Annotated in this window: 26 protein-coding genes and 2 tRNA genes; 6 read left to right on the plus strand and 22 right to left on the minus strand. The window is 38.1% G+C overall.

Annotation, left to right across the window (positions count from 1 at the left end):
- Positions 1-418: 418 nt before the first annotated feature.
- The 8 genes from Q8P68_05965 to Q8P68_06000 form a co-directional block, all read right to left on the minus strand.
- Positions 419-595 carry a hypothetical protein gene (locus tag Q8P68_05965; GenBank protein MDP4008709.1) on the minus strand — a complete coding sequence of 59 codons (177 nt, stop codon included), beginning with the start codon at positions 593-595 and terminating at the stop codon, positions 419-421.
- A gap of 37 nt (positions 596-632) precedes the next feature.
- A complete protein-coding gene (locus Q8P68_05970) occupies positions 633-1,259 on the minus strand; it encodes a hypothetical protein (GenBank protein ID MDP4008710.1) in 627 nt (208 codons plus the stop codon).
- Positions 1,260-1,486: 227 nt separating this feature from the next.
- On the minus strand, positions 1,487-1,783 hold the full coding sequence (locus tag Q8P68_05975) for a hypothetical protein (protein MDP4008711.1): 297 nt from the start codon (positions 1,781-1,783) through the stop codon (positions 1,487-1,489).
- Positions 1,784-1,910: 127 nt separating this feature from the next.
- A complete protein-coding gene (locus Q8P68_05980; GenBank protein ID MDP4008712.1) occupies positions 1,911-2,132 on the minus strand; it encodes a type II toxin-antitoxin system HicA family toxin in 222 nt (73 codons plus the stop codon).
- Complete coding sequence (locus Q8P68_05985) at positions 2,125-2,349, minus strand: type II toxin-antitoxin system HicB family antitoxin (GenBank protein ID MDP4008713.1); 225 nt, start codon at positions 2,347-2,349, stop codon at positions 2,125-2,127. The genes Q8P68_05980 and Q8P68_05985 overlap by 8 nt, the downstream gene beginning before the upstream one ends.
- 498 nt (positions 2,350-2,847) lie before the next feature.
- Positions 2,848-3,543, minus strand: a complete 696-nt coding sequence (locus Q8P68_05990; protein MDP4008714.1) for a methyltransferase domain-containing protein — start codon at positions 3,541-3,543, stop codon at positions 2,848-2,850.
- Positions 3,544-3,729: 186 nt separating this feature from the next.
- Positions 3,730-4,050: a HigA family addiction module antitoxin gene (locus tag Q8P68_05995; GenBank protein MDP4008715.1), complete on the minus strand. Its 321-nt coding sequence runs from the start codon at positions 4,048-4,050 to the stop codon at positions 3,730-3,732.
- A 9-nt stretch (positions 4,051-4,059) separates the two neighbouring features.
- The gene (locus tag Q8P68_06000; GenBank protein MDP4008716.1) at positions 4,060-4,341 is read right to left on the minus strand and encodes a type II toxin-antitoxin system RelE/ParE family toxin; all 282 of its coding nucleotides are present in this window, start codon (positions 4,339-4,341) and stop codon (positions 4,060-4,062) included.
- 331 nt (positions 4,342-4,672) lie between these two features.
- On the opposite strand from Q8P68_06000, the gene Q8P68_06005 reads away from it, so the two are divergent.
- The 5 genes from Q8P68_06005 to Q8P68_06025 all read left to right on the plus strand — a co-directional run bounded on the left by Q8P68_06005 (position 4,673) and on the right by Q8P68_06025 (position 8,892).
- A complete protein-coding gene (locus tag Q8P68_06005; GenBank protein MDP4008717.1) occupies positions 4,673-6,652 on the plus strand; it encodes a transketolase in 1,980 nt (659 codons plus the stop codon).
- Positions 6,653-6,697: 45 nt separating this feature from the next.
- Positions 6,698-7,834 (plus strand): quinone-dependent dihydroorotate dehydrogenase, encoded by a 1,137-nt coding sequence (locus Q8P68_06010; protein ID MDP4008718.1) that lies wholly within the window; start codon positions 6,698-6,700, stop codon positions 7,832-7,834.
- 78 nt (positions 7,835-7,912) lie between these two features.
- A complete protein-coding gene (locus Q8P68_06015; GenBank protein ID MDP4008719.1) occupies positions 7,913-8,620 on the plus strand; it encodes a thioredoxin domain-containing protein in 708 nt (235 codons plus the stop codon).
- 88 nt (positions 8,621-8,708) lie between these two features.
- Positions 8,709-8,783, plus strand: a tRNA-Glu gene (locus Q8P68_06020).
- Positions 8,784-8,817: 34 nt separating this feature from the next.
- A tRNA-Glu gene (locus Q8P68_06025) sits at positions 8,818-8,892 on the plus strand.
- A gap of 4 nt (positions 8,893-8,896) precedes the next feature.
- Here the strand turns inward: Q8P68_06025 and Q8P68_06030 are convergent.
- The 7 genes from Q8P68_06030 to Q8P68_06060 form a co-directional block, all read right to left on the minus strand.
- A complete protein-coding gene (locus Q8P68_06030) occupies positions 8,897-9,301 on the minus strand; it encodes a hypothetical protein (GenBank protein ID MDP4008720.1) in 405 nt (134 codons plus the stop codon).
- Positions 9,302-9,332: 31 nt separating this feature from the next.
- Positions 9,333-10,313 carry a septal ring lytic transglycosylase RlpA family protein gene (locus Q8P68_06035; protein MDP4008721.1) on the minus strand — a complete coding sequence of 327 codons (981 nt, stop codon included), beginning with the start codon at positions 10,311-10,313 and terminating at the stop codon, positions 9,333-9,335.
- Positions 10,314-10,322: 9 nt separating this feature from the next.
- Positions 10,323-10,781, minus strand: a complete 459-nt coding sequence (locus Q8P68_06040) for a R3H domain-containing nucleic acid-binding protein (GenBank protein MDP4008722.1) — start codon at positions 10,779-10,781, stop codon at positions 10,323-10,325.
- A 194-nt stretch (positions 10,782-10,975) separates the two neighbouring features.
- Positions 10,976-12,292: a YidC/Oxa1 family membrane protein insertase gene (locus tag Q8P68_06045; GenBank protein ID MDP4008723.1), complete on the minus strand. Its 1,317-nt coding sequence runs from the start codon at positions 12,290-12,292 to the stop codon at positions 10,976-10,978.
- On the minus strand, positions 12,289-12,618 hold the full coding sequence (gene rnpA, locus Q8P68_06050; GenBank protein MDP4008724.1) for a ribonuclease P protein component: 330 nt from the start codon (positions 12,616-12,618) through the stop codon (positions 12,289-12,291). Before rnpA ends, Q8P68_06045 begins: the two co-directional genes overlap by 4 nt.
- 5 nt (positions 12,619-12,623) lie before the next feature.
- Entirely contained in the window at positions 12,624-12,755 is a 132-nt protein-coding gene (gene rpmH / locus Q8P68_06055; protein MDP4008725.1) for a 50S ribosomal protein L34, read from the minus strand.
- Positions 12,756-12,835: 80 nt separating this feature from the next.
- Positions 12,836-13,474, minus strand: coding sequence for an aminodeoxychorismate/anthranilate synthase component II (locus Q8P68_06060; GenBank protein ID MDP4008726.1), 639 nt, complete (start codon positions 13,472-13,474; stop codon positions 12,836-12,838).
- 85 nt (positions 13,475-13,559) lie between these two features.
- Between Q8P68_06060 and Q8P68_06065 the strand changes: the two genes are divergently transcribed.
- Positions 13,560-15,560, plus strand: coding sequence for a hypothetical protein (locus Q8P68_06065; GenBank protein ID MDP4008727.1), 2,001 nt, complete (start codon positions 13,560-13,562; stop codon positions 15,558-15,560).
- Positions 15,561-15,563: 3 nt separating this feature from the next.
- Here the strand turns inward: Q8P68_06065 and Q8P68_06070 are convergent, their stop codons facing one another.
- The 7 genes from Q8P68_06070 to gltX all read right to left on the minus strand — a co-directional run bounded on the left by Q8P68_06070 (position 15,564) and on the right by gltX (position 24,064).
- Positions 15,564-17,930: a phosphoketolase family protein gene (locus tag Q8P68_06070; protein ID MDP4008728.1), complete on the minus strand. Its 2,367-nt coding sequence runs from the start codon at positions 17,928-17,930 to the stop codon at positions 15,564-15,566.
- Between the two features lie 47 nt (positions 17,931-17,977).
- The gene (locus Q8P68_06075) at positions 17,978-19,126 is read right to left on the minus strand and encodes an acetate kinase (GenBank protein ID MDP4008729.1); all 1,149 of its coding nucleotides are present in this window, start codon (positions 19,124-19,126) and stop codon (positions 17,978-17,980) included.
- Between the two features lie 10 nt (positions 19,127-19,136).
- On the minus strand, positions 19,137-20,153 hold the full coding sequence (gene pta, locus Q8P68_06080) for a phosphate acetyltransferase (GenBank protein MDP4008730.1): 1,017 nt from the start codon (positions 20,151-20,153) through the stop codon (positions 19,137-19,139).
- Positions 20,154-20,212: 59 nt separating this feature from the next.
- Positions 20,213-21,865: a hypothetical protein gene (locus Q8P68_06085; protein ID MDP4008731.1), complete on the minus strand. Its 1,653-nt coding sequence runs from the start codon at positions 21,863-21,865 to the stop codon at positions 20,213-20,215.
- A 9-nt stretch (positions 21,866-21,874) separates the two neighbouring features.
- Complete coding sequence (locus tag Q8P68_06090) at positions 21,875-22,198, minus strand: hypothetical protein (GenBank protein MDP4008732.1); 324 nt, start codon at positions 22,196-22,198, stop codon at positions 21,875-21,877.
- Positions 22,191-22,517 carry a hypothetical protein gene (locus Q8P68_06095; protein MDP4008733.1) on the minus strand — a complete coding sequence of 109 codons (327 nt, stop codon included), beginning with the start codon at positions 22,515-22,517 and terminating at the stop codon, positions 22,191-22,193. Before Q8P68_06095 ends, Q8P68_06090 begins: the two co-directional genes overlap by 8 nt.
- Before the next feature lie 77 nt (positions 22,518-22,594).
- The gene (gene gltX, locus Q8P68_06100; protein MDP4008734.1) at positions 22,595-24,064 is read right to left on the minus strand and encodes a glutamate--tRNA ligase; all 1,470 of its coding nucleotides are present in this window, start codon (positions 24,062-24,064) and stop codon (positions 22,595-22,597) included.
- Between the last annotated feature and the right edge of the window lie 67 nt (positions 24,065-24,131).

The following is a 24,131-nucleotide window of genomic DNA, read 5'->3' on the forward strand; positions in this document are numbered from 1 at the left end:
ACTTCACACGTCATTTTATGAGTCTTATTGCACAATTTCTATTTGTTTGTTCTTGCCGTTGAGTGTCACTTTTAAACTTTCTAGAAAGCCATTTTGACCAAGCAGGATAGTACTACCTGATTCTGCAAAATATACAAATGATTTCCACTTAATTTCACGAAATCCTCGTTTTTGGATTGAAATACTCTATCTTCGGCAAGTCCCAGGAATTCAACATATGGAAAACTAATCATATTTGACCTGCTATGAAACCGTTTGGAATAAGTGTGTATCTTAGGGTTTTCTGATCTTTTCTACTTTCATTTTAGAACGTTAAAATACGCCCCGATATTATATTAATTAGTCTTTTTTTTGCAAGTTGCATTAATCTAGGAGACGTAAGTAACTTAATTTATTATTAATTTGACCAAAATTTTTCTTACACAATTGATTGTTTCGTTTCTTTGATTTCATCTAAAGTGATGCTTCCACCATTTTTTATTCTTTTGACGAATTCTGTAAATTTTGCAGCTTTTTCTGGGCGATTACCGAGTCGAAAAATCTCAGCTAATTGCTCGTGTGATTTCAAATAATTTGGGTCAGTTTCGAATGTCATTAAAAAATGAACGACCTGTTTTTATGGAATATAAAACCTACTTTTCACCTTCACGTTGAAAAATACTAAAGTCTGAGCGTTCCGTTACCGTAGATGCAGGTGATAGTTTTGCATCGCCTTGAACAAATTCTATCAATTCAAATGAAGATATAATCAAATCTGTAGTTTCTCCATCAAAATGTTGTACGGTCATGTCAAATATTGTTCTGCTATCTTTGCTTAAAAAAACGTAGCGGCTGCCAGCATCAGTTTCTGGCAAAATTAAGTTGTAAGCAGTTTGGCCTGATATTTGTATTGAGCCTTGTTTGATCCAACTTGATTGAGAGAGCACCTCGTCAGTCCATTCATCCAAAGTAAGCCCACCTTGATTTGGCATTGAAGCAATAGAAAGTAGTTCTTCATAATTTTGTGTGGTAATTTCACTTTGAAAATAGACTGTTGTTCTCACCCCTTCCGATTCAATTGTTTGAGATAAATAAGCAGGGTAGTTCACATTGAAATTACTGCCATTGTAGGACTCCCATTTAATTATCGAATCTACCGATTTATTAACATCGGCGCTCGCCTGCTCAAGCTTTTGATCTTTTGTGGTTTGTGCTTGTTGAGTACAGCCACCCAAAATCAAAATTAGACTAATTAGAGAAATTAAAAATTTTCCTTTCATATAATATTAGTTAATTAATTGTAGACTAATACCTTAGGCTTAATAATCAACAATAGATAGGCTAATTGATTTCACTTTCTTTTTGAACTGTTCGGAATTTCCGAACAGCTGCTTTTGCCCTCCTTTTGAACTGTCAAGCTTCCATTCTAAACCGAAGTGCAACTGAGCGAAACCGCATATTCTGTGTTAGGCGTTGTATTTTTAAGTCGATTACGGATGATTGAAAATTATTTTTTTGATTCTGGTCGGAAGAAAATCCATAGATATGCCAATAAACCTATTGCGGCGCCAATCATAAATCCTAAAGCAGATGTTCCTTCCCATCCGATAAGCCCCAGAAATTCGAATGGATTCTGACAGATCGTAGAGATACCTTCTATAACACATTGATCAGGGATAAAATTGATGGCGAGCAGACCCAGTATAAATCCAAAGATAGCGCCTATTAATGTGAATAATTGGATTTTAAGAATCAAAAAAATAATTTTCTTTGATTTTGATAGTTTGTTGTAAAATTGCTTCATATTATAATGTTAATGGCTAAGACTTAAAAATATTTCGCCTAACGGGTCGCACTTTGCAAAGTTAGGCAGGTGTATAATATGCCGAAGGCGTGCACCTGTCTAATTTGGGTGAGTTTTCTTTGCCTTATTATCTTAATTTATCGTATTCTTCTACTGAAAGTTGTATATCGTTTAAAATTTTCCTCAACAGCCCTTTGCTGAGTTCTTTGTTATGTATTGGAATTACAGTTGTTCTGCCATCTTTGTGTTTAAAGAAAACATGTGATCCTTCAGCATCTCTTTCAGAAAAACCGAGCTCTTTGAGGATTTTGATGAGCTTTTTGGGTTTGATGGGAATAAGTTTAGGCATTCGTAAAGTTTAAGTTTTGAATACCAACAAATTTTGATTGCATAACCTCCTTTTTATTGACATTGCGTAGGCATAATTTTAGAACCTCAGCGAGGTTTTTCATCATTTCTTCTTGTGTTCTTCCTTCTGCATGACAACTTGGAACTGTTGGTATAGAACCGACGAATATGCCGTCTTCATCTTGTTCGATGTATACTGTGAATTGTTTGGTTTTCATGGGAAAATTTTAAACATTTATATTATATATAATTCTTTCAAATAAGGCAAATGAAGCGAGCCGCAAAGTGCGTGTTAGACGACGTAAAGACGTAAAATTGATTTTTAATCAAATGCAGGATATGTATTTAGTCCTACAAGAGCAAAAAAACAAACCATGAAGACTAATACCGAAATGTTTAGTGCAAATAATATTCTACTAATTATCTTTTTTGATCGGTAATCTGAGTAGAAAAATTTTGCATATTTAATGGTATTAGTTGACCAATTAGTATTACAATAGCTAAATTTCTTGAAATTTTTGCAAGGTTTGTTTTTTTCATAATTTTTTTGGTTTTATGTTGCATAACGTTTCTGGCTATGCGATGTTGCGACCGTAGGGAGCAATATGGGAAAATGCCGAGCTGAGGCATTTTCCGTTTAAGCCCTGTTAAACGTCCCGACGACTGAAAGGAGGAGAGCGCAGCGGGGTCGTAGCGACTGAAAGGAGCGAAGAAGTTCATTCAGGTCGGTGATATTTAATGTGCAATACACAGAATTCATTAGTCCATATTTCATTAACTAATTCTCCTTGAAAGAACTGCTTAATTTCCTCAATTTCTTCTTTGCTACGCCATTTTGAAGAGTATCTTGTTTTGCTTACAAAAACACCTTTTTCAAAATCAGTCTTTTCTAAATCAGGTTCACCAACCATTTTTGAAACTGAAGGATATAATTTTGAAACTCCCCAAGAAGATAATGCTTCAGAGCGAAAGAAGGAAATTATGATTTCACCATGGTTTTCTTGAGCGATTTTTTTCATTTCAGACAAAACTTTTTCCCATTCTCCCTCAATTGTTCCAAGAGTGTTTTGTAGCAAAAGAAGAACGGGATTTTTTACATCTTTATCTCTTAAAATCTCTGAAAGTTTAGTCATATCCCCAACAATCATTTCAGCATTTTGAAATTGCTCAGTTCTTCTTTTTAACTCCGGCAACATTTCTGGATTCAGTTCGATAGAAATTACATTTCTCGCAATCTTTGCCAGAGTGAGCAAAACACGACCATGGCCTGCACCTAAATCAATAAAAGTTTTGTCTTGGGGAGTTTCAACTCTTAAAATTTCTTCAGTTTCAGTCTGCATATGTTTTTGTAAAATAGGATCAACAGTTTTTTCAACTAATTCAATATATTCTTTATCTGTGTATTCACGCATAATTCTAATAAATGATTAAATACTTATATAAATTTTACTTCCGAGTCGACCTGAATGAATTACGTTTAACGTTCGTGAATAACTGAAGTTTGGTGGCGGTAAAATTTGGAGCGGAGCGACATACCGCCGCCAAATTTGGGAGAGTGAACGTAGCGTTAGCGTAGTGAGTGAACCAGTTATTCATTGTTAGCTGATGTATTTTGGATTCAACTTACTAATCTGAAGAATTTTTACTTCTATCTTTAATTCTTTTTCTAGTTTGTCTGATTCAAATTCTAGATCGTAATGTGTCTGAAGATTTAACCAAAACTCTGGTGAAGTACTAAAGTATTTTCCGAGTCTTAAAGCAGTATCTGCGCTAATAGCTCTTTTCCCATGTACAATTTGGTTTATTCTTATTGCTGGTACATTAATATCTTTTGCTAAACGGTACTGAGAAATGTCTAACGGAAGTAAAAATTCTTCTTGCAGCACCTCTCCTGGATGTGTTGGTTTAAGCTTAGTCATAGTATTTGGTTAATGATAATCAACAATTTCTACATTGTATGCGTTATTTTCTTTCCACTGAAAGCATATTCGCCATTGATCATTTATTTTAATACTGTGTTGATCCTTGCGATCTCCTGTTAATTTTTCTAAGTGATTGCCAGGAGGGGTGCGTAGATCATTGATGGATATCGCGGCATGAATCATATTTAATTTTCTTAACGCCACTTTTTGAATATCTTTTGGTAATTTAAGAGAAATCGTTCTGTTAAAGATTTTTTCCGTCTCTTTACATTTGTATTCTTTAATCATTGAACGATATTATATTGCTTAATATTATGTCGCGATAATATCGTATCACGTTAATATTTTTTATGCAAGAAAAAACGAACCCAAAATATTTCGCCTAACTCGCTTTTAGGCGAGATGTTTGAATAAATCACCTCCCTTTTGTACATTTTCTGATGTAAATAAACAAGCTATTTTGATTTTATAAAGAATAAAAGTGAGTTGGTGGCGAATTTCCATTTTGCTATTGCGGAAACTGGGGGGATTGTCATAAAGTAGGCTAGGCCTAAGGGAGCATGAGCGAGCGAAGGGTTATATGGCTGATGAATGGTAAGAAAATAAACTAACATTATATATGGAAATTCCGAAAATTGGTGAAAAATTGGGGGAGGAGCAGGTGAATTTTTTGAAGGCTTTTGCGAAATCATGTAGGAAGTCGATTGTGGAGATGGTGGTAAATGCGGATTCCGGGCATCCGGGTGGGTCTTTGTCGACTATTGATTATTTGAGTGTGTTGTATGCTTTTATTTTGAGTCAAAGTGGCGAGCCTGTGATTGTTTCCAACGGTCATATTTCTCCCGCGGTTTATAGCGTGCTTGCCGAAATGGGATATGTGGACAAGGAGGATGTAGTTGCGAACTTTCGTAAAGCGGGTTCACGTTTTGAAGGTCATGTGACTCGGCATGTTGACGGAGTTTTTTATGGGACGGGGCCGCTTGGTACCGGGATTTCGGCGGCGGCTGGGTTTGCGGTGGCTGAGCGAGTTAGAGCTGAACAGAAAGGGGAGACACCGAAAAGAACTTTCGGCGTCTTGGGGGACGGAGAGGCGCAGGAAGGGCAAGTGTATGAAATGATGAATTTCGCGGCGAAGTATAAAATGGATAATTTCATAGTGTTTATGGATTACAATCAAGTGCAATTGACCGATAGTTTGGCGAAGATTATGCCACTTCAAGTTAAGGCGCACTTCCAAGCGGCAGGTTGGAATGTAATAGATGTGGATGGACATGATTATTCGGCTATTTGGCACGCACTCTCGCTAGCGTCCGCGCCTGTAGCGGATGGCGTGGGTCGTCCTGTTTTACTTCTTGGTCATACGATCATGGGTAAAGGAGCGGGTGAAATGGAAAAAGATGGACTTGAATACAAAGCAACGTGGCATGGTAAGTCACCGGGGGTAGAGATGGGGGCGGAGGTGATAGCGGGTTTGACTTTGAGTAGTGAGGAGGAAATGATCTTAAAAGCGGGGATGAATGTGATTCGTGGAAGTCAGAATTTTTGGAAACCGGCTCATCCGAATTTTCCCGTGCATGGCAGTGTGATTGCGGAGTTTGATGCTGGGGAGCCGCATGTATATGCGGCGGATGAAAAAACTGATTGTAGGTCTGCGTATGGCAATGCGCTTAAAGATTTGGGTAGTCGAAATAAAAATATTCTTGTGTTTGATGCGGATCTAGAAGGTTCTGTAAAAACAGATGGATTTCATAAAGCCGTTCCGGAGAGATTTTTTCAGTGTGGAATCGCCGAGCAACACATGGTTTCGGCATCAGGTGGAGCGAGCCTCGACGGATTTATTCCATTTTGTTCTACATTTGGTGCTTTTATGACTAGTCGTGCAAAAGATCAAGCTCGTGTAAATGATATCAATCAAGCGAATGTAAAAATGGTTTCTACTCACTGTGGACTTTCTGTAGGAGAAGATGGGCCGACTCATCAAGCGATAGATGATATGGGTGCTTTTCGTCCATTTTTTAATACTGTAGTGCTTGAACCGGCTGATCCAAATCATTGTGATCGAATTATTCGTCATGTTGCGAGTCACTATGGGAATTATTACGTAAGAATGGGGCGACATAAATTACCAACTCTTACAAAGGCTGATGGGTCGATTTTCTTTGATGCGGATTATGTTTTTGAAGAAGGGAAATTTGATTTGCTTAGAGAAGGGGAGGACATAACGATAGTTGCATCAGGGCCGATGGTGATCAAGGCGCTAGAGGTGATGAATGAGCTCGCAGCTGAAGGTGGGCCAAGTGTTGAAATTATAATTGCGAATTCTCCAAGTATTTTGGATGAATCTCTGATAATGGAATCGGTTCAAAAGACCGGTCGGCTCATAACAATTGAAGATCAAAACCCATATACTGGAATTGGCTCACAAGTAATTGTGATGCTCATCGAAAACGGGGTGACCGGGCCGGACTGGGATCCACTCAAAATTAATAGGATGGGAGTTCGCGAATACCAACTCTCAGGTACGCCGGAAGAACTTTATGATATGGCTGGACTTGGGAATGCTGATATCAAAAAAACTATCCTTGAGATGACTAAGTAGTTGTCTGGCGAAAAATATATAATTATAATTTCAAGTTTTTACTTTATGCGCAGATTTTTTTCATTTTTTTATAGGCATGTATGTAAGCCGATTTTGTTTAAATTCGATCCGGAAAAAGTGCATGATCATTTTATGTGGCTCGGATCGAAGCTCGGTCGGTTTAAATTAGCGAAGGATTTTTTTGAGCAGAACTTTGTTTATAGAGGTGAGAGTTTGGAGCAAGAAGTGTGCAGCGTTCGCTTCGCGAACCCTGTCGGCATCGCCGGAGGGTTTGATAAAAATGCACGGCTTACTCAAATCATACCAAGTTTAGGATTTGGATTTCATGAGATTGGGTCGATAACGGCGAAACCTTATGATGGGAATCCGAAGCCACGGCTCAAAAGATTCCCGAAGACGAGGAGCCTTTGGGTGAATTATGGTTTAAAAAATAAGGGTGCTTCTGTCATTCATGATGATTTGAAAAATATTTTGAGTTCTGGCGGAGAATTTAAGATTCCTCTTTTTGTAAATGTGGCTAAGACAAATTGCAAAGAAACCGCTGAAGTGAAGATCGCGGTTGAGGATTATTGCGAGAGCGTGAAGATTTTTTCTGATATGGCGAGTGCATTTACTATAAATATATCTTGTCCAAATGCTTTTGGTGGACAGCCATTTCATAAGCCGGAAGATTTGGAGGCTTTATTGTTTGGGTTGGATAAATTACAGCCATTGTCTCAATTGATATTTCTAAAAATCTCTCCAGAACTTACAAATTTGGAAATAGACAGCTTGCTTGCTGTTTGTGATAAACACAAAGTTGATGGAATTATTATTTCAAATCTTCGGAAGAAAAAAGTTGATGAAGATTTTGATCCAAGTGAAAGATTTCTGGTTGCAGAGCACGGTGGGCTCTCTGGTAAATATTTGGAGCCGCTCGCCGATAATATGCTCAAGTACATTGCGACAAAAGTTAAGCACAAAGATTGTAATCCATATGTGCTTATAGGGCTCGGCGGTATCTTCACCGCAGAAGATGCTTATCGCAAGATTCGCCTTGGTGCGACACTTGTTCAACTTATCACCGGTATGATTTTTGAAGGCCCACAAGTTATAGGAGAGATCAATGAAGGCTTAGCAAAGCTCTTAATACGTGACGGCTTCTCGAATATAAGCGAAGCCATCGGTGCCGATATAAATTAATTTCCGTTTAAGATTGATTCTTGATGCCAAAGTCTTCATAATGGCGTACGAATATTTATAATTTAAAATAAAAATAAAATGGCAAAAAGAAAGAAAATGAAAATTGATCCATGGATGATGTCTACGGTTGCTTTGCTGGTGCTTGTGCTTGGATTTGTAGGAGGTAATTTTTTCAGTTCATTTACTGGTGATGGGACGCCTGATGTGGATTTTGTACTTGGAGAGAGGAGTGGTGGAGTAAATGGTAGTGAAGGATATGGTGAAGCGGACGCCCCGGTTGTGATCAAAGAATTTAGTGATTTTCAATGTCCTTACTGTCAGAGATTTTTTGCTAATACTTTGCCATCTATAGAGGAGGCATACATCAAGACCGGTAAAGTACGAATTGAATATAAAGATTTTCCACTTGGTTCTCATCAAAATGCTAAACCTGCCGCTATTGCCGCTCGTTGTGCCGGAGCACAGGGGAATTACTGGGGTATGCATGATGTGCTTTTTCTAAATCATGAGGCTTGGGCTTCATCCTTGGATCCGAAATCTGTATTTAAAGCTATGGCAAAGGCGCTTAAATTAAATGAAAAGAAATTCGCTGTTTGTCTTGAAAGTACTGAGTTCAATGCATTGATAGACGCAGACCAAGCTGAAGGAGCTAGGGCCGGTATGACCGGTACGCCAGGTTTCCTTATCAATGGTGAAAAAATAGTTGGGGCTATGCCATTTGCTACATTCCAAGCGATTATTGATCCAATGCTAAATCCGCAGGCGGAAGAAGATACTGTTCAGTAAAAAGCGTTGACTTCAAGCATTCTGCATATATAATTCTCAAGCTTTCTAAGGGGTTTGTATCCTGTAAGCAAGTTCTTATTTACATAGTGGCCCGTTCGTCTAGTGGTTAGGACGTCAGGTTTTCATCCTGGTAACAGGAGTTCGATTCTCCTACGGGCTACCATTCTGTAATTTAAGAAATGGTAACTCAAAAATATGGCCCGTTCGTCTAGTGGTTAGGACATCAGGTTCTCATCCTGGAAACAGGAGTTCGATTCTCCTACGGGCTACCATTTTTTAGTAGTTTTTTGCTGTCCTTGTTGAACCTATGCTGTAGTTAACATCGCTTATATTAACCATTTGGCGCATTTGTGCGTTTTTTTCTATTTCTTTGAAGGCGGTTGCATTTACTATATTACTCTCAATTCTTTTAGATTCGTTTTTAAGTTGTTTATTTGTAAGTTGAAGCTCATTGAGTTGGTATCCTAGTACTGTTTTTTGTCCATTTATCATAAAATAAGCAGCTCCTATCACAAGGTTAAGTATGATAACCGTTGCTATGAGCATTTTATACCCTGATTTAACTTCAGAAGTTAGGGTTTTTTTGCGTGTTACCTTCTTTTTATTTTTGATTCTTTCTAAATCAATTGTCATATAGTAGTTTTCTCTATGTGTTTGATTCTTTCGTGCATGATATACCATAAATTTCAGTTTTCAAAGAAAATTAGTTGCTTTAAGGTGTGTATATAATTTCGTAATATACTTGTATCACTCCGCGTGAGATAGGACTTATTGTTTCAAATGCCGCTTTAGACAGGTCCAGTACAAACCTTTTATCGTATGGACCTCTGTCCGTTATACGTATTACTACTGATTTTTCAGTTTCCAAATTAACCACTTTTACTAGGCTTCCAAATGGCAATGTAAGATGCGCCCCGGTGAATTCATCTTGTTTGAATACTTCTCCTGAAGCTGTGTTTTTTCCATCAAAATAATCTGCATAATAACTGGCTCGTCCGTATATTTGAGATTCTTCCAAGTTATAGAATCTATAAATTAAATTCGCCATTTCTTGTCTTGTGATGTTTTTTTCCGGTCGAACTTTAAGATCCATATCGGCAATTAATACGTATTTGTCTTTTGCATACTGCAAATATGGAGCATACCATTCATCTTTGTATGCATCTTTAAACGGATCCTTGGTGATTTCTTCCGCTGCCCCGGTTTCGACTCGATTTGTTTCAAGCAACATTTTTATGGCCTCTGCCAAATTTACAGTATTACTTGGTCTGAAGGTTCTATCGCTGTAGCCATTTATTATATCTTCTTTAAATGCTTGCATAACGTATTTGTAATACCATGAGTCATCAGGCACATCAGTGAGATCAAAATCTTCCGCCGCCTCAGAATCCAAGTCTTCCATAAAACGTATTTCAGCGTCCTGTGATGCGACGCCTTGCCCCAGTATCTCTTCACTGAGTGTCAAAAACTTAAGTGCTTCCGCTCTGTTAACCTCCCTCTTCGGTCGAAAAGACCCATCCGGGTAACCATTGATCACACCATTTTGCTTTAAGTATCTGATAGCCGGTAAATATGGGTGATTTTCATCAATATCAGTAAAAAGTACAGCGTATACAGTGGATGTGTATATACTTATTGATAGAATTATACTTAATAGTATGGTTAGTAGCCTAATTATTTTATTCGATTTCATGAGTTTTTTTTAAGCTTCTCTTAACTTTAGAACGACTTTTCGTCGTTCGCCGTTACCGGTACTTTCGGTAGTTACATCTGAAAATTGTTCTGAATTTAGATAAGTGTGTACAACTCTTCTAAAAAAAGGTGACATCGGCGCTAACGCTTGAGGTTTTTTTGAGTTGCGTAAGAAATTTACTTTTCTATCCGCCAAAGCTTTAACATCTTCTATTTGTTGCTTCCTGTATCCATCAACATCAAGAACTATATTTAGGCCCATTTCTCCTTTTCTCTTAAGTATTGTTAGGAGTAGGGTTTGTAATGCTTGCAGCGTTGCTCCATGCCGTCCTATTAGGTCTTTTGCCTCTTCACTGTCTATGTTTACATAGTACTCATTAGACTCTTCCTCGACCACTCTTATACTCATAAAGTCTATTCCCATCTTTATAAGTAGTTCGTCCAGTAAATTCTTTATTATTGTTTCCATCAGTCGTGCAATTAGTTAGTATGTATAAATTTGAAGAGTGTTTGTAATATTCAGCTGTATATATCCATGAAAGCTCTATTATCGACGTATGCTTGGAATTAGAGTGTCTTTAGATATAAGTTCCATATATCCCAGTAGTCCCATTATAGACTTTATTATCGACGTATGTTTGGGAATAGACTTTGCTTGAGATTTTATTTCTTTTTACCTTTAGGTAAATATTTTTTCTTTGTCTCCTCCCTTTCTTCTTCTTCAGTTTTTTCAATAATGCGTACAGTTACTTCACTTGAATTCTTTGAACTTCCCTCCGGCTTCTCTCTGTTTACTACCAATGACTGCCCTATAGCAAATAATGTTGAAGTACCCCAGTAGAGCCCGACTCCCGCAGGGAGGCTGGCGGTAAAGAAGGCGATCATAAGTGGCATAGTGTATGACATAGTTTTGTTCATTGATTGCATATCGGGCATACCTTCTTTTTTTGGTGTTGTACTTGCAGGCGTTTTTTTCATACTGAATGTCAGCCTCATTTGTGCAAATTGCAGTAGCCCAATGATAATAGGCAATGCGATTAAATTTTTGTTTGCCAGGTCGAGTATTCCGAGGAACATTGTATCTATACTTGCAAAATCGAAATTAGATTGGAATTCATATAAGCTATACGGTGAACCTCCTAACGCAACTTCTCTGACGGCATAATATAGACCTATAAGTACAGGGAATTGTAAGAGGATCGGTAAGCAGCTTCCCAGTGGGTTCACTTTTGCAGTTTTCCATAGAGCCATAGTTTCCATAGAAATTCTTTCTTGGTTACCTTTGTACTTCTTTTGAATTTCTTGAATCTTCGGTTGTATCTCCTGCATTCTTTTTTGTGATCTGAGCGCTTTCTGTGAAGGTACAAGTAGTATCAACCTTATCACGAATGTAAGTAGAATAATACCGAGCCCAAAACTTTTATATGGGTTTATATCGGTTAGAAATATAAGGGCGTTATATATAGGTTTATGAAATGTGAACTCCCATGCCCTTTTTAGGAATCCTTTTTTATTGATTACGAACTCAGGTGATGAATATTCTTTATCTGAATTTAGTACGATTTTGTATCTACCGAGGTCTGTGAATAGTTCGTAATTCCATGGTAATAAAGAGTATTTTGTCTCTTGCCCCGGTTCTAACACTATAGGTTGAATATCTTCTTCGGTGCAGCCTTTCTTTGTTGCGTCGAGCATTTCCCACGTTCCGGTTGTGTTGTAGTGGAATACGTCAAAAGGTAATTCGCATTTTCCCTCAGTAATTTCTAAGGTTTTTTCTTTTAGGTTTTTGATACTTACAATAATATTTTTCCCAAAAGGGAAGTCGGTTTTATTTGTTTCCAAAATTATTCCACCTGTGAGTATTTGTTCCGGTGCTTTTTCTTCTGCTTTTTTGCCGATGCCAAAAAAGCTCATGATTAACTCTACTGCAAGGAATAGGATTATCCAGGTGAATATGAAACGTTTGAAATCTTTCTTCATATGTTTATTTTTTTGATTTCCTGCTCTATTTCAGAAAATGAAGCGTTTAAGCAGCTTTGATTTGTAAGGATCACGATGTCATATGACTTATTTGACCCTATATTATTTACATTATTTCTTATTGCCTCGTATATCCTTCTTCGACACTTATTTCGTTTTACAGCCTTTTTTTCAACTTTTTTACTTACTATTATCGCAAATCTACAATGTTCGAGTTTGTTTTCCAGGAACTTGCACAGAAAAAACTTTCCAGCAACTCGATTCCCATCTTTTATTATTTTTAAGATGTTGTCCTTTTTTGTTAATCTAAGTTGTCTTTTGAGCATAAACTCTAAGATACGGTTAACACTACTCGACCTCTGTTTCTGCGTCGGGCAAGCGTTTGACGACCACCTTTTGTCTCCATACGACTAAGGAATCCGTGCCTTCTTTTTCTTCTCCTGTTTTTTGTCTTTGATAACATCTTAAATTATTACATTAAAAGTGATTTTTGATTCCGTATTACCACCAGAAAGCGACTCTCTTCCAAAAGGTGGGCAGATTCTACCTCGCGCTACTGAGGTAGTCAAGGAAATTCTGCAGTATACGTTTGCCAAATGGTGTGCCGATAGATTCCGGATGAAACTGGATCCCAAATATAGGTAATTCTTTATGCTCAACGGCCATGATTATTTCATCCTTCGGAGAGGTTGTTGTATTTGATGTGTTGTGATCGAGGACAGCTGTAACAAGCAGTTTTTTTCCAGGGTTTGCCCCTATAAGTGAGTGATATCTCATTCCATCAAACTCTCTCGGTATTTGTGAAAATAGCTTACTTGTACCACGTAGCTTTATGGTGCTTCTTTTTCCATGAATTATTTGAGGAGCTTTTTTTATCTTGCCTCCGAAGTGTTTTATGATCCCCTGATGTCCCAAACATACTCCGAGTAGTGGTACTTGTAGTTTTGGGTTTCCATTTCCCATTTCGGCAAGTAATTGTTTACAAATCCCGAAGTCTTCTTCGTTTTCAACAGTTCCCGGCCCGGGAGATATCACAATATGAGTCGGTTCTAGATTTTTTATATCTTCTAAAGTTATCTCGTTATTACGAAATACTATTGGATTCCCGCCTAATTCACCTAAAAATTGGTACAAATTGTAAGTGAAGGAGTCGTAATTATCGATTAGTAAAGTTTTTCGCATTTATTTTCGAAATCTATTGAAATACTTAGTTCAACATTGTAGGATTTAGGTTAGTAATATAATACATCTTTAAAGGCCCTCTTCAATGCCACTTACAGTGAATAGCGACTTTATAATTTTTGGTAAGGAACCGTTAAACGGTTTTTCTACTAATTTCTTTTATTCTTGGGCAGATAGTGACCCAAGTCATACCGGTGAGCTCTACATTAATTTCTCTATAGTGAACTCTGAAATTGATGGAGAGGAGTTTGCGCAGGAGCTTTTTGAAGTTGTGAGGCATCATTATTTCAAAGATTTTACAATTGATCCACATGAGCGATTTGAACAAACTTTGAATGAAGTAAATAAGCTTGCTCTTGAATGGCGTGAAAAGAAACAAGTTAAGTTTTTCTCAGATTTGAATGCAGTGATTGGGGTAATCCAAGGAGATACTCTTTATATGACACAGAGTGGGTATGCCGAAGCATATTTAATACGTAAGAGGCATGTTAGTACTATTTCCGAAGGGCTTACTGACAATGATAAGGATCGAGAAAGTTTATTTGTTAATGTCGCGAGTGGGCAGCTTGAGGATTATGATACTGTTATTTTTTCAACTACTCGTCTACTTCGATATCTTCCAAAAAATGATATGGCTAAGTTGTTTACGAGAGATGCTTCGCTAGCTAGTTGTTTTGCCGATCTTCGTGAGTCAGTTGAAATGGAGGTTGATCATCAAGTAAATGTTCTTGCTCTTAATATAATTCATCAAAAATCTGAAGCTTCGCTTTCTGTCGGTCAAATGAGTGATAGTATTCCGACTACTCAAGGTAAGGCTGAAAACCTGGTTAATATGTTAAAAGGTGTGAAAGGAACATTGTCTCGTATAGGTAAGAAACGAGGGAAAAATGAGATAGAAAAAAGTGCTGAGAATATGCATGTCAAAACACGCACACAGGGGCATACGCCGCTTATTGATTTGAAAAACCTTACGGATTTGAGTAGTTTTGGTAAGGATAAGATTCTTGTTTTGCTCGTAGTGATCATAGTTGTATTGCTTGGAAGTTTGTATTTCGTCAGAGCAAATGCGATTAATCGTCAAAGGCTTTCTGAGTTCGAAGAAATTCTGACAAATGTACAGCAAGATTTGGATGAAGCTGCGACACGTGGTACTTTTGATAAAGAAAAAGCAGCAAACCTTATAGCTAGGGCAGAGCAAAATGTTCATACTGTGCTTGATTCCGGAGAGTTCCGCTCTAAGGCACTTACTTTGCTTGAAGAGGTCAAGGCTGCACGTGATCAATTGGATAATATAGTACGTGTCGAGAGCCCATTGGTTCTTGCTGATTTGACTGAACTCAAAGATTCGGTGCTTGCCCTTGGATTATTACCTTTTGGTGAAGATCTTTATGCATATGAATATGACACAGTACACAAGGTTATGCTTGATAAAGTCCAAGCACCTATGACGGTTGATGCAAATGAACAAATTATAGACGGTGTTTATTTTGCTGATCAAGACGCCTTAGCATTTCTTACAAAATCTCATAAAGTTATAGAGTTCGCTGATAATTTTGTTAAGTTTATGGATACTCGCGATCCGGCTTGGAAATCATCAACCGCTATAGAAGCTTACGGTGCACGACTGTATATGCTTGATCCTGCTGAGAATAGTATTTGGAAATATCGCAGGAGTAATGATGGTTATACAGGTGCTGAACTTTATTCGACAGAGGGAGACATTACAAATGCTGTGGATTTTGCTATAGATGGAGCGGTTTATGTACTCAAGAGCAATGGTGAGATTGTTAAGTATTATGCTGGAGAAGTTGATGAGGAATTTTATGTAGTGAGACAGCCACAAGTCCCTATGGAAAAACCAACAAAAATATTTACAGAATTTGAGTTCAATCAAGTTTATATCCTTGAGCCATCTCAGCTCCGAGTTCTTGCATATAACAAAGATTTGAAAACCGGTAATTTGGTTTATTCTCACCAGTATCATTTTGATAATAGTATCGGTGTACTCAAAGATATGTACGTTGATAAAGATACGCACAAAATATACGTACTTACGGATTCAAAGATATATCAATTAGATATATAGTAACTACATGTCTTGTATATCCTGCGGATCTTCACCATGTTCGTATATATATTTCTGGTGTTCTCTGATTTTTCCATAGATCTCTTTACAGACTTTGTCAGCTTTTTTCGCAACAGCTTTATTTGTCTTAGCTGCTTGTTTGATTAGGTCTATAGCGAGGTCATAGCAATCAACTTTGTTTGATACCTTAAGGTCAAATGGAGTTGTCGTTGAGCCAAATTCAGAGTAACCATGTAGTGTGAATCGTTTTGAACTTTCATACGGCCATAGAATTTGTTCGATGTCATTTGCATATCCGTGGTATGCGAATACGACAGGTTTATCTTCTGTGAAGTATGAATTTATTTTTTTCTCAGTTAATTCTTTTTTGTTTATAGGGCAGCGATCCCCAAGACACATTCCGGTTAATTCTGAAACATTCACATAGCGAATTTTGATTTCAGGTATAAATTCTCGTGCAATTTCAACAGCCATAATGGCTTCTTTTGTTATATAATCTCCCGCTGAAGCCATCACTACATCAGGTTTTTTTGTACCCTCCCTGCCACCGACAAATTCCCAAATTCCAATTCCTTCTTTTGCCTGCTTGCGTGCTTCATCAAGTGAGAGCCACTGTTCTTCAAGGCGTTTACCTGCAACTATTACAGCTATTGAATCATTTTGTCCGGCTATTTCTTCCAGAGCTACCAGCATAGAGTTCGCATCCGGTGGATAATATACCTGACAAAATTCAGGATGTTTCAAAAGAACATTACTTACGAAGCTAGGGTTCTGATGAGAATATCCATTGTGATCTTGTCTCCAACTTAAACTTGAAAGAATATATGTCATCGTTGGTACGGGTTTTCTCCAAGGCACATGGAAGCTTTGTTTTAAAAATTTCGCATGTTGATCGACCATACTTGCAATGATAATTGCAAATGCCTCATATGTTACGAAAACCCCATGCCTACCTGATAGGGTGTAACCTTGCATCCATCCTTCGAGAGTGTGCTCTGAAAGCATTTCAAAGACTCTTCCATCATATGCGACGTGTTCTGCGTTTTTTGGAATTGGCCATACATAGCCACGTTCCGTTGCTTCGAATACACCTCCAAGTAAGTTTGATTCTAATTCATCAGGGCAGAACATTCTGAAATTTTTTGGATTTTTCTTGATAAGTTCGCTGAAATATTTCCCTGCTTGTATCATAGAGCTTGCTCTTCCTTCACCTCTTTTTTTGATTTTAGTTTCAAGCTTTTTTAAATTTGGAACTTTTAATTTTTCGAAAAAATTACCACCAACCGCATGTGGATTCATACCCATTCTGTACTTACCCTTTGGTACAAATTCCAAAACTTCTTTTTTTGGACGACCTTCTCCGTCTACGAGTTCATTTATTTTGTATTTTTCTAGCCATTTTTTTACAACATTAAATTCATCCTTGTTGGTTTGTGGGTGTCCGAATGGTATTCCATGTGCATGAAATGATCCTTCGATTGCGTGGCCATGAAAGCTCTGCACGCCGCCCCATCCCTTTGGGGAGCGAAGTAAGATTACAGGCCATTTTGGTTTTAGTAGTGGTTTCTTTGATTTTCTAGCTGCGGTTTGAGTCTTGCGAATAAGTTGATATGCTTTTTCGCATCCGGCTATCATTTTTTTCGGTAATGTACTTGGATTACCATCTACAATTATCGGTTCATATCCGAGGCCTGTAAATAAATTTGTAAGTTCTTTGTCGGACATTGTTGAATAAATAGTAGGATTTGAAATTTTAAATCCGTTTATGTGGACGATTGGGAGGACTGCTCCACTCGTTTTTGGATTTAGGAATTTGTTACTATTCCAAGCTGCAGAAAGTGGGCCTGACTCTGATTCGCCGTCGCCTACGGCGACGGCTACGATAAGATCCGGATTATCAAGTGCCGCTCCGAATGCTGTCGACAATGAATATCCGAGTTCTCCACCTTCCAGTAGAGACCCTGGTACTGTTGGAGTTATATGGCTTGGAAAAGGGCTGTGTGGCCATGAGAAATCATGCATGAGTTTACCGGTTCCGACTTCATCTCGTGTGTAGCATGGGTAGAACTCCTCCATAGTTCCTTCTGCAATCAAGCTCGCATGTGTTGCAGGAGCTCCGTGCCCGGGCCCTGTGACAAACATCATGTTGCACTTATGTTTGCAGATTAAGTAATTCATATTCGCATAAATAAAATTCAGCCCGGGCACGGTTCCCCAGTGTCCCAGTATTCTTGGCTTCAAATTCTCAACCGTCATTTCTCTGCGAAGAAAATGATTCTCTCTTAAATAAAGAGCTCCCGCCGCAATATAGTCTACGTACCGGAGATATTTCCCCATCCAAGCTAGCGCCTTTTTGTCTGTGTTTGCCATGCTAATTGTATTAAATTTTGTTTTTGTCGTGGAAAATTATAACAATCCTAAGCTTGTTTTGCAATTTGCAATGCCTCGTTGGTAGGAATTACTAAAACTTTTACTTTGGATTTTTTGTCGCTGATTTGTTTTGTGTCTTTTGGATTTGTGCAGGCGTTGTTTTTTCGTGTATCTAATTTTACACCCACATCGTCCAAATATTCACATACCCATTTGCGGATATAGTTTGCTTTTTCTCCTATGGTGGCAGTGAAGATGATTGTGTCGAGGCCGTTCATGGAGGCGGCGTAGCCGCCGATATACTTTGCGATTCTATAACAATATAGATCGAGTGCCCTTTTTGCGTCTGTATGTTTTTTTCCTTTGGTTTTGAAAAATGCATCTCGTAGGTCTCGCATATCTTTTGAAATTCCGGATACTCCTTTGAGCCCTGATTCATGTTCGAGCATAGAGTGAATTTTTTCTAATTTAGTTTTTGTGAAAACGCCTTTCGTGTTTTTTGCCAAATAAAAAATTATTGCCGGATCAATGTCACCGCATCGTGTGCCCATTGGGATCCCTTCAAGCGGTGTGAAGCCCATCGAAGTGTCTATCGCTTTGCCGTCTATACTTGCAGTAACCGACGCACCGTTCCCCAGGTGACAAGATATTATTTTTTGATTTTTCTTTTTTAAAAATCTTTGAGCTTCTTCAGTTACGTACTGATGAGATGTCCCATGAAAACCATATCTTCTGATTCCATGTTTCTTATAAAGTTCATAGGGTAGGGCATAGAGATATGCTTTCTCCGGAAGTGTCGAATAATATGCCGTATCAAATACCGCATAATTTGTGATGTGTGGCAAAAGTTTTTGAGATGCTTTGATACCCGCGATGTTGGCTGGATTGTGAAGTGGAGCGAGTGGAGTTAACCTCTCAAGTTCTTTTAAAACTTTGTCAGTTACCTTCAAAGGTTTTGTGTATTTTTCTCCGCCGTGGACGACGCGGTGTCCCATCTTGTCTATGTTTTCAAAAATTTCGGCATGAGACTTTTTGAATTGTTTGAAGAATTTTTTTAAGCTTCGAGTATGGTTTTTTATTCGTTCAATGTACAGCGTATATACTTCTTTGTATGCGTTTTTTTGTTTTTCAAATACAATTATTTTAATGCTCGAGGAGCCGCAATTGAGAACGAGGATGTGATTTACCTTTGCCATATTATTTTTTTTAAATGTATTCCGATGCCATTACTTCTATAGAAGATATTGCCGCCATGTTGATGATGTCGTCGACTGAGCATCCACGCGATAGGTCGTTTACCGGGCGGGCAAGGCCTTGCGTGATTGGGCCGAGCGCTTTGTACTTCCCAAGTCTTTGAACTAATTTATATGAGATATTCCCTGAATTTAAATCCGGGAATATAAGTACATTTGCTCTACCTTGAATTTTTGAGTTTGGAAATTTTTGTTCGCAAACCTCCGGTATAAGAGCGCTATCAACTTGCATTTCTCCTTCTATGATTAAGTCAGGTCTTTTCTTTTGTGCGATCTCGACTGCTTTCTGTATTTTTTCTACAGAAGGGTGATCTCCCCCTGAGCCGTTAGTTGAAAATGAAAGCATCGCAACCTTCGGTTCTATATTAAATCTTTTTGCAGTTTCAGCTGTATCTATAGCTATTTCAGCGAGCTCCTCCGCAGTTGGGTCTATATTTATTGCGCTATCTGCAAAAAGAAAAACATCATTACTAGGATCATTATCTTTTTTCTCTTGAACCATAAAAAAGAAGCTAGAGATTCTATGAAATTCTTCTTTGCTTTTTATTATTTCAAAAGCCGGCTTTATAGTGTCTGCAGTGGACCAGGTTGCGCCTGCAATCATTGCGTCTACTTCTTCGTGGTAGAGCATCATTGTTGCGAAGTAGCATGGATTTTTTAGTTGTTCGCGTGCTTTTTTTGGAGTCATACCTTTGTCTGCGCGAAGTGCGATAAGTAATTCTGTGTATCTATCTATATAGTCAGAATCAGTTGGATCTATTACTGGAACTTTTTCCCAAGGGACATTGATATTTTCCAGTTTCGCGATTTTTTTTAATTCCTCAATATCTCCAAGTAGGAACGGCTTCGCCGTTCCTTCCTCAATTATTTTCCCAACTGCAGTAAGTATGCGTACATCAATACCCTCCGGGAAAATTATTTTCGCCGGATGAAGCTTTGCCAATTCTTTAATTCTTTCCAGAAATCCCATAATGTTTGTTTTTATTTTCGTCTCTGATTATACATCAAACAACCGGAAATTAAAAAGCCTCAGTAAACTTCTTTTTTGTAGCACGTTTCGCAAAAGATTTTTTGCCATGAATCGGGAGGGTAGGTTGTCCATGTTTGTATTGTGCATTTCTCACAAGGGCGTTGCCAAAACTTTCTTGGATTACGCATTTGCATGCGCGCACATCTTCGACAGTTGAAGCAGTAGCTTGGAAGCGGATAATTATTTTGTTTGTAAAATTTCAATTCTTTCGGTGTGATTTTGAAGTTTTTTTTGCAATGTGAGCAAGCGAGTATTTCTTTCACTATGTCATCAGAAGTGTAATTGATATCATCGGGAATTTCCGTGATGGTTTCTTTGCCGAACGTGCCCGGAAGTTCATCTTCCCACTTCCAACCTTTTTCTAAAACTTGTTCTTTTGTCATAGGGTACCAAAGTTGCGCCATAGTTTCATTGTATGCGGTATGACTCATATTGATTGGGAAAAATTCTCCATATGAACCATCGGTTTTCATTTTTTCAATTATTTTCGGTAAAAGTTCAAAATATTCTTTCTCCGAATATTGTTTGTTTAATATGCAAAATTTATTTTTTTTGAGTCCGATACACCCGAAACAATTTGAGCTGTTATTGTATGTGTTGATACAGTATTGCACGTCTGACGTCATACCAATGCAAAGAATACCGAAGAGTATTTTGTAAACATCCGATCCAATCATGGCCCCTTCATAGCAAAGTTCGGCGTTATTGCCGAATTGATACAAATCGTAACAATGACGTGTGCCAAGTTGTACTTGGCTTACGAATTTTGAATCTTCGATGTTGTTGCAATCAAAACAGTAGAAAGAATTTTTCGCCTTGATGAGATGGTCTCCCGATGAGTTCTCGATCATGGTATTTTGCAACGCTTTGAATCCGAAATCTTTTAAGAGCTCCATGTATCGTTCCCAAAGTTTTTGTACTTGAATTTTTGAACTCGTATTTATTGTTGTAATTTTTTTCGTATATTCTTCTTGTGTCATTTGTTCATTCAGGAAGCAGAATTTTTTATTGCGCAGTCCAACGCACATAAAACAATCCGTGCAACCTATACAGTCGCGCAAAAATCTTGAGCTTGCACTGTTGAAACAATCTTGCGACCATCCGAGATCGTAGCAATTTTCAACGTCTATGCATTCATAGCAAAGTTCCGATTCGAATGCGTTGTGTATGTCAATGCAGTTTTTATCTTTTTTTACTCCGTATCCGTACATGCAATCTTCGTTGTATGTCGCATGAAATATAAAATAGCAATTTTTATTTCGTCCGGCATGATGAGTGTATTCGCAATTTTCGTCCATTTCCGTTGAGACTGTCGGATGCGGAATCCTAAGATCAAGTTCGTGAAATTGCTCAAAAAAAGGACGACTCAAATCAAAATCTTGTTCGTAGTCTGTCGGGTTGTACGCATCCGACCACCAGCACTGTACACAGTATCTTGTACGTGGATTTTTCGGATTGAACTGACTTACGGTTTGTTTCTTGCAGTTTGCGCATGTGTCGGGGTAGAGCACCCCTTCGTTGCACCAAGCCATACGTCGCATCTCACGACATGGCGGACACCAAGTCGGTTCCGGCACATCGACTTTCAGATAAAAAGCGCGGTCATCATCGGTTACCTCGAACGCTTGTGTACAATTTATGCATTGTTTCATTTTTGAAGATTATTGCTCGTCAACTATTACCTCTTCTTTGCCACCTATGTTTTTTACATTACCCATAGCTGTGTCGATAGCATCTTTTGCTTCTTTGACGGTTTCAACGGCATCTTTGATAGAGTCGGCAGTTTCTTTTACGTCGTCTATAGTTTTGCTTACATTTTCAACCGCCCCGTCGATTGTTTTTTTAGTTTCTTGGATTTTTTGAGTGGCGTTATCTTTTGCGTTAGTGATGTCACTTTTGATTTGGTCGGCATTAAACCAGCTGCAACTGCTAAATGTTAGTATTGAAACCGCTATTAGCAGTAGGGAGAAAGCTTTTTTATTCATTTATTTTTATTAAAGAGTCTATGTTTCCGTTGAAATTTTGTAAGAAATTATGCATATCGAGTACTTCATCAGAACTTATGCTGTCACCCATTTTCCAATAATTTTTGTTACGTGCTGAAATTCTGCGGTGTTTACGTTCTATATGCACATTTATGATTATGCTTTCACTGCATTCTTTGCAATTTGCGACGAAAAGACCTGTTTCATGGGTTGTTCCAACGATTTCTATTTTTCGCTCAGCATACATTGCTTCGCAAGATGGGCATTTGAGGTCTTGGCGAAGTTGTCTAAGTACTATTTTTAATTCAAATAAATTCATGTTTTGAGCTTAAATAAGCTATCTATTTCTTGGTAGTACATTCTAGCATCATAGCGCAAAAAGTCCAGAAAATTTGATTAAAATTTCTCTAGTCCGGCCTTTAGCCGGTTTAGGCTTTCTTCTTTTTTGAGGCTTGTAAGGAGCTCAAATACACCGGGTGAGAATTGTTCTCCACTGAGAGCTACTCTCATTGGCCAGAGAAGTTGTCCGTTTTTCCAGCCAAGAGAAGTGATTTTTTCAAGTAATACTTCCTTGGTGTCTTCTTCCATAAATTTATTTTCAGGTAAATCTTCTAGTGTTTTTATGCCTTCTGTCAGCGCTTGTTTCGCCATGTCGAGAGTCACTTTCATTTTTTCGTGTAGGAACATCTTTTTGTCATAAGGAGAGACGCGGAAATATATTTTGATCGTATCGCTAATTTCAGAGAAAGTTTTTAGTCTTGTTCTTATATCCGGCAGGAGGCTTGTAAGTAATTCCGTATCCGGATTCTCTTTCCAGAAATCCTCCTTTTTAAGATGTGGCAGGATTTTTTCAATCAATTCATTATCCGGTAATTTTTTAATATAGTGGGTATTTATCCATTCGAATTTTTGCAAATCAAATACTGCTCCTGATTTTTGCACTCTCTCAAGGGTGAATACTTCAATCAGCTCACTTAGTGAATATATTTCTCTATCACTTTTTTCTTCGTGCCAACCAAGTAGTGCTATGAAGTTTATAATCGCTTCTTTCAAGTACCCTTTCGCTAAATAGTCTTCTACATTGACGTCCCCCTGTCTTTTTGAAAGCTTGGTTTTGTCCGGATTGAGGAGTAGGGGCAAATGCGCCATAACCGGTATTTCCCACTGGAATGCATTATACAAAGCAACGTGTTTTGGCGCAGAGGGTATCCATTCTTCACCTCGAATCACATGAGTGATTTCCATTAAATGATCGTCTACTACAACTGCTAGGTGGTATGTTGGGAATCCATCGGCCTTCATCAAAACATGATCATCCAGAGTGTTTGAATCAAATGCGGTGTGTCCTTTGACTGCATCTTCAAAAGAGATTTTTTGGTCAGATGGAATCGCTTGGCGAATTACATATGCAGTGCCTGCAGATCGTTCTTTCTCGACGTCTTCCTTTGGTAGCGTTCGGCAATGTTTGTCGTACATTGGAGCAACTTTACGTTTTATTTGGCTTTCTCTCATTTCAGTCAACCGCTCTTTGGTACAGAAACAATAGTACGCCTCTCCTTTGTCTATGAGTTTTTGTGCGTATTCTTTATAAATATCCAGTCTTTCTGATTGTATGTATGGGCCATATTCCCCGCCTTTTTCCGGTCCTTCGTCATAATCAATACCCATTGTATATAAAACTTCTTGAAGGTGCTCAGTTGCACCGGGTACGAGCCGTTCACGATCGGTATCTTCTATTCTAAGAATCATTTTCCCGTTATTGTGTCTTGCAAAAAGATATGCATAAAGTGCGGTTCGAAGACCTCCTACATGCAAAAATCCCGTTGGAGATGGGGCAAATCTGGTTCGAACTTGTTTTTCAATCATAATATTTATTAATATCTTTGGCAGTATAGGAGTTTATATCTTGATTTCCTAGTATAATAAAGTTATA

The sequence above is a fragment of the Candidatus Peregrinibacteria bacterium genome (assembly GCA_030700255.1).
Classification (GTDB): Bacteria; Patescibacteriota; Gracilibacteria; order UBA1369; family JABINC01; genus JABINC01.

Coding starts and splice junctions, on each gene's coding strand:
- Q8P68_05965 (MDP4008709.1), bottom strand. CDS start 595: ATGACATTCGAAACTGACCCAAATTATTTGAAATCACACGAGCAATTA.
- Q8P68_06000 (MDP4008716.1), bottom strand. CDS start 4,341: ATGATTAAAGAATACAAATGTAAAGAGACGGAAAAAATCTTTAACAGA.
- Q8P68_06095 (MDP4008733.1), bottom strand. CDS start 22,517: ATGAATTTATTTGAATTAAAAATAGTACTTAGACAACTTCGCCAAGAC.
- Q8P68_05980 (MDP4008712.1), bottom strand. CDS start 2,132: ATGCCTAAACTTATTCCCATCAAACCCAAAAAGCTCATCAAAATCCTC.
- Q8P68_05975 (MDP4008711.1), bottom strand. CDS start 1,783: ATGAAGCAATTTTACAACAAACTATCAAAATCAAAGAAAATTATTTTT.
- Q8P68_05995 (MDP4008715.1), bottom strand. CDS start 4,050: ATGACTAAGCTTAAACCAACACATCCAGGAGAGGTGCTGCAAGAAGAA.
- Q8P68_06005 (MDP4008717.1), top strand. CDS start 4,673: ATGGAAATTCCGAAAATTGGTGAAAAATTGGGGGAGGAGCAGGTGAAT.
- Q8P68_05985 (MDP4008713.1), bottom strand. CDS start 2,349: ATGAAAACCAAACAATTCACAGTATACATCGAACAAGATGAAGACGGC.
- Q8P68_06070 (MDP4008728.1), bottom strand. CDS start 17,930: ATGGCAAACACAGACAAAAAGGCGCTAGCTTGGATGGGGAAATATCTC.
- rpmH (MDP4008725.1), bottom strand. CDS start 12,755: ATGTTATCAAAGACAAAAAACAGGAGAAGAAAAAGAAGGCACGGATTC.
- Q8P68_06060 (MDP4008726.1), bottom strand. CDS start 13,474: ATGCGAAAAACTTTACTAATCGATAATTACGACTCCTTCACTTACAAT.
- Q8P68_06090 (MDP4008732.1), bottom strand. CDS start 22,198: ATGAATAAAAAAGCTTTCTCCCTACTGCTAATAGCGGTTTCAATACTA.
- Q8P68_06075 (MDP4008729.1), bottom strand. CDS start 19,126: ATGGCAAAGGTAAATCACATCCTCGTTCTCAATTGCGGCTCCTCGAGC.
- Q8P68_06045 (MDP4008723.1), bottom strand. CDS start 12,292: ATGAAGAAAGATTTCAAACGTTTCATATTCACCTGGATAATCCTATTC.
- Q8P68_06035 (MDP4008721.1), bottom strand. CDS start 10,313: ATGAAATCGAATAAAATAATTAGGCTACTAACCATACTATTAAGTATA.
- Q8P68_06030 (MDP4008720.1), bottom strand. CDS start 9,301: ATGGTATATCATGCACGAAAGAATCAAACACATAGAGAAAACTACTAT.
- Q8P68_05970 (MDP4008710.1), bottom strand. CDS start 1,259: ATGAAAGGAAAATTTTTAATTTCTCTAATTAGTCTAATTTTGATTTTG.
- gltX (MDP4008734.1), bottom strand. CDS start 24,064: ATGATTGAAAAACAAGTTCGAACCAGATTTGCCCCATCTCCAACGGGA.
- rnpA (MDP4008724.1), bottom strand. CDS start 12,618: ATGCTCAAAAGACAACTTAGATTAACAAAAAAGGACAACATCTTAAAA.
- Q8P68_06085 (MDP4008731.1), bottom strand. CDS start 21,865: ATGAAACAATGCATAAATTGTACACAAGCGTTCGAGGTAACCGATGAT.
- Q8P68_06065 (MDP4008727.1), top strand. CDS start 13,560: ATGCCACTTACAGTGAATAGCGACTTTATAATTTTTGGTAAGGAACCG.
- Q8P68_06040 (MDP4008722.1), bottom strand. CDS start 10,781: ATGGAAACAATAATAAAGAATTTACTGGACGAACTACTTATAAAGATG.
- Q8P68_06010 (MDP4008718.1), top strand. CDS start 6,698: ATGCGCAGATTTTTTTCATTTTTTTATAGGCATGTATGTAAGCCGATT.
- Q8P68_06015 (MDP4008719.1), top strand. CDS start 7,913: ATGGCAAAAAGAAAGAAAATGAAAATTGATCCATGGATGATGTCTACG.
- Q8P68_05990 (MDP4008714.1), bottom strand. CDS start 3,543: ATGCGTGAATACACAGATAAAGAATATATTGAATTAGTTGAAAAAACT.
- pta (MDP4008730.1), bottom strand. CDS start 20,153: ATGGGATTTCTGGAAAGAATTAAAGAATTGGCAAAGCTTCATCCGGCG.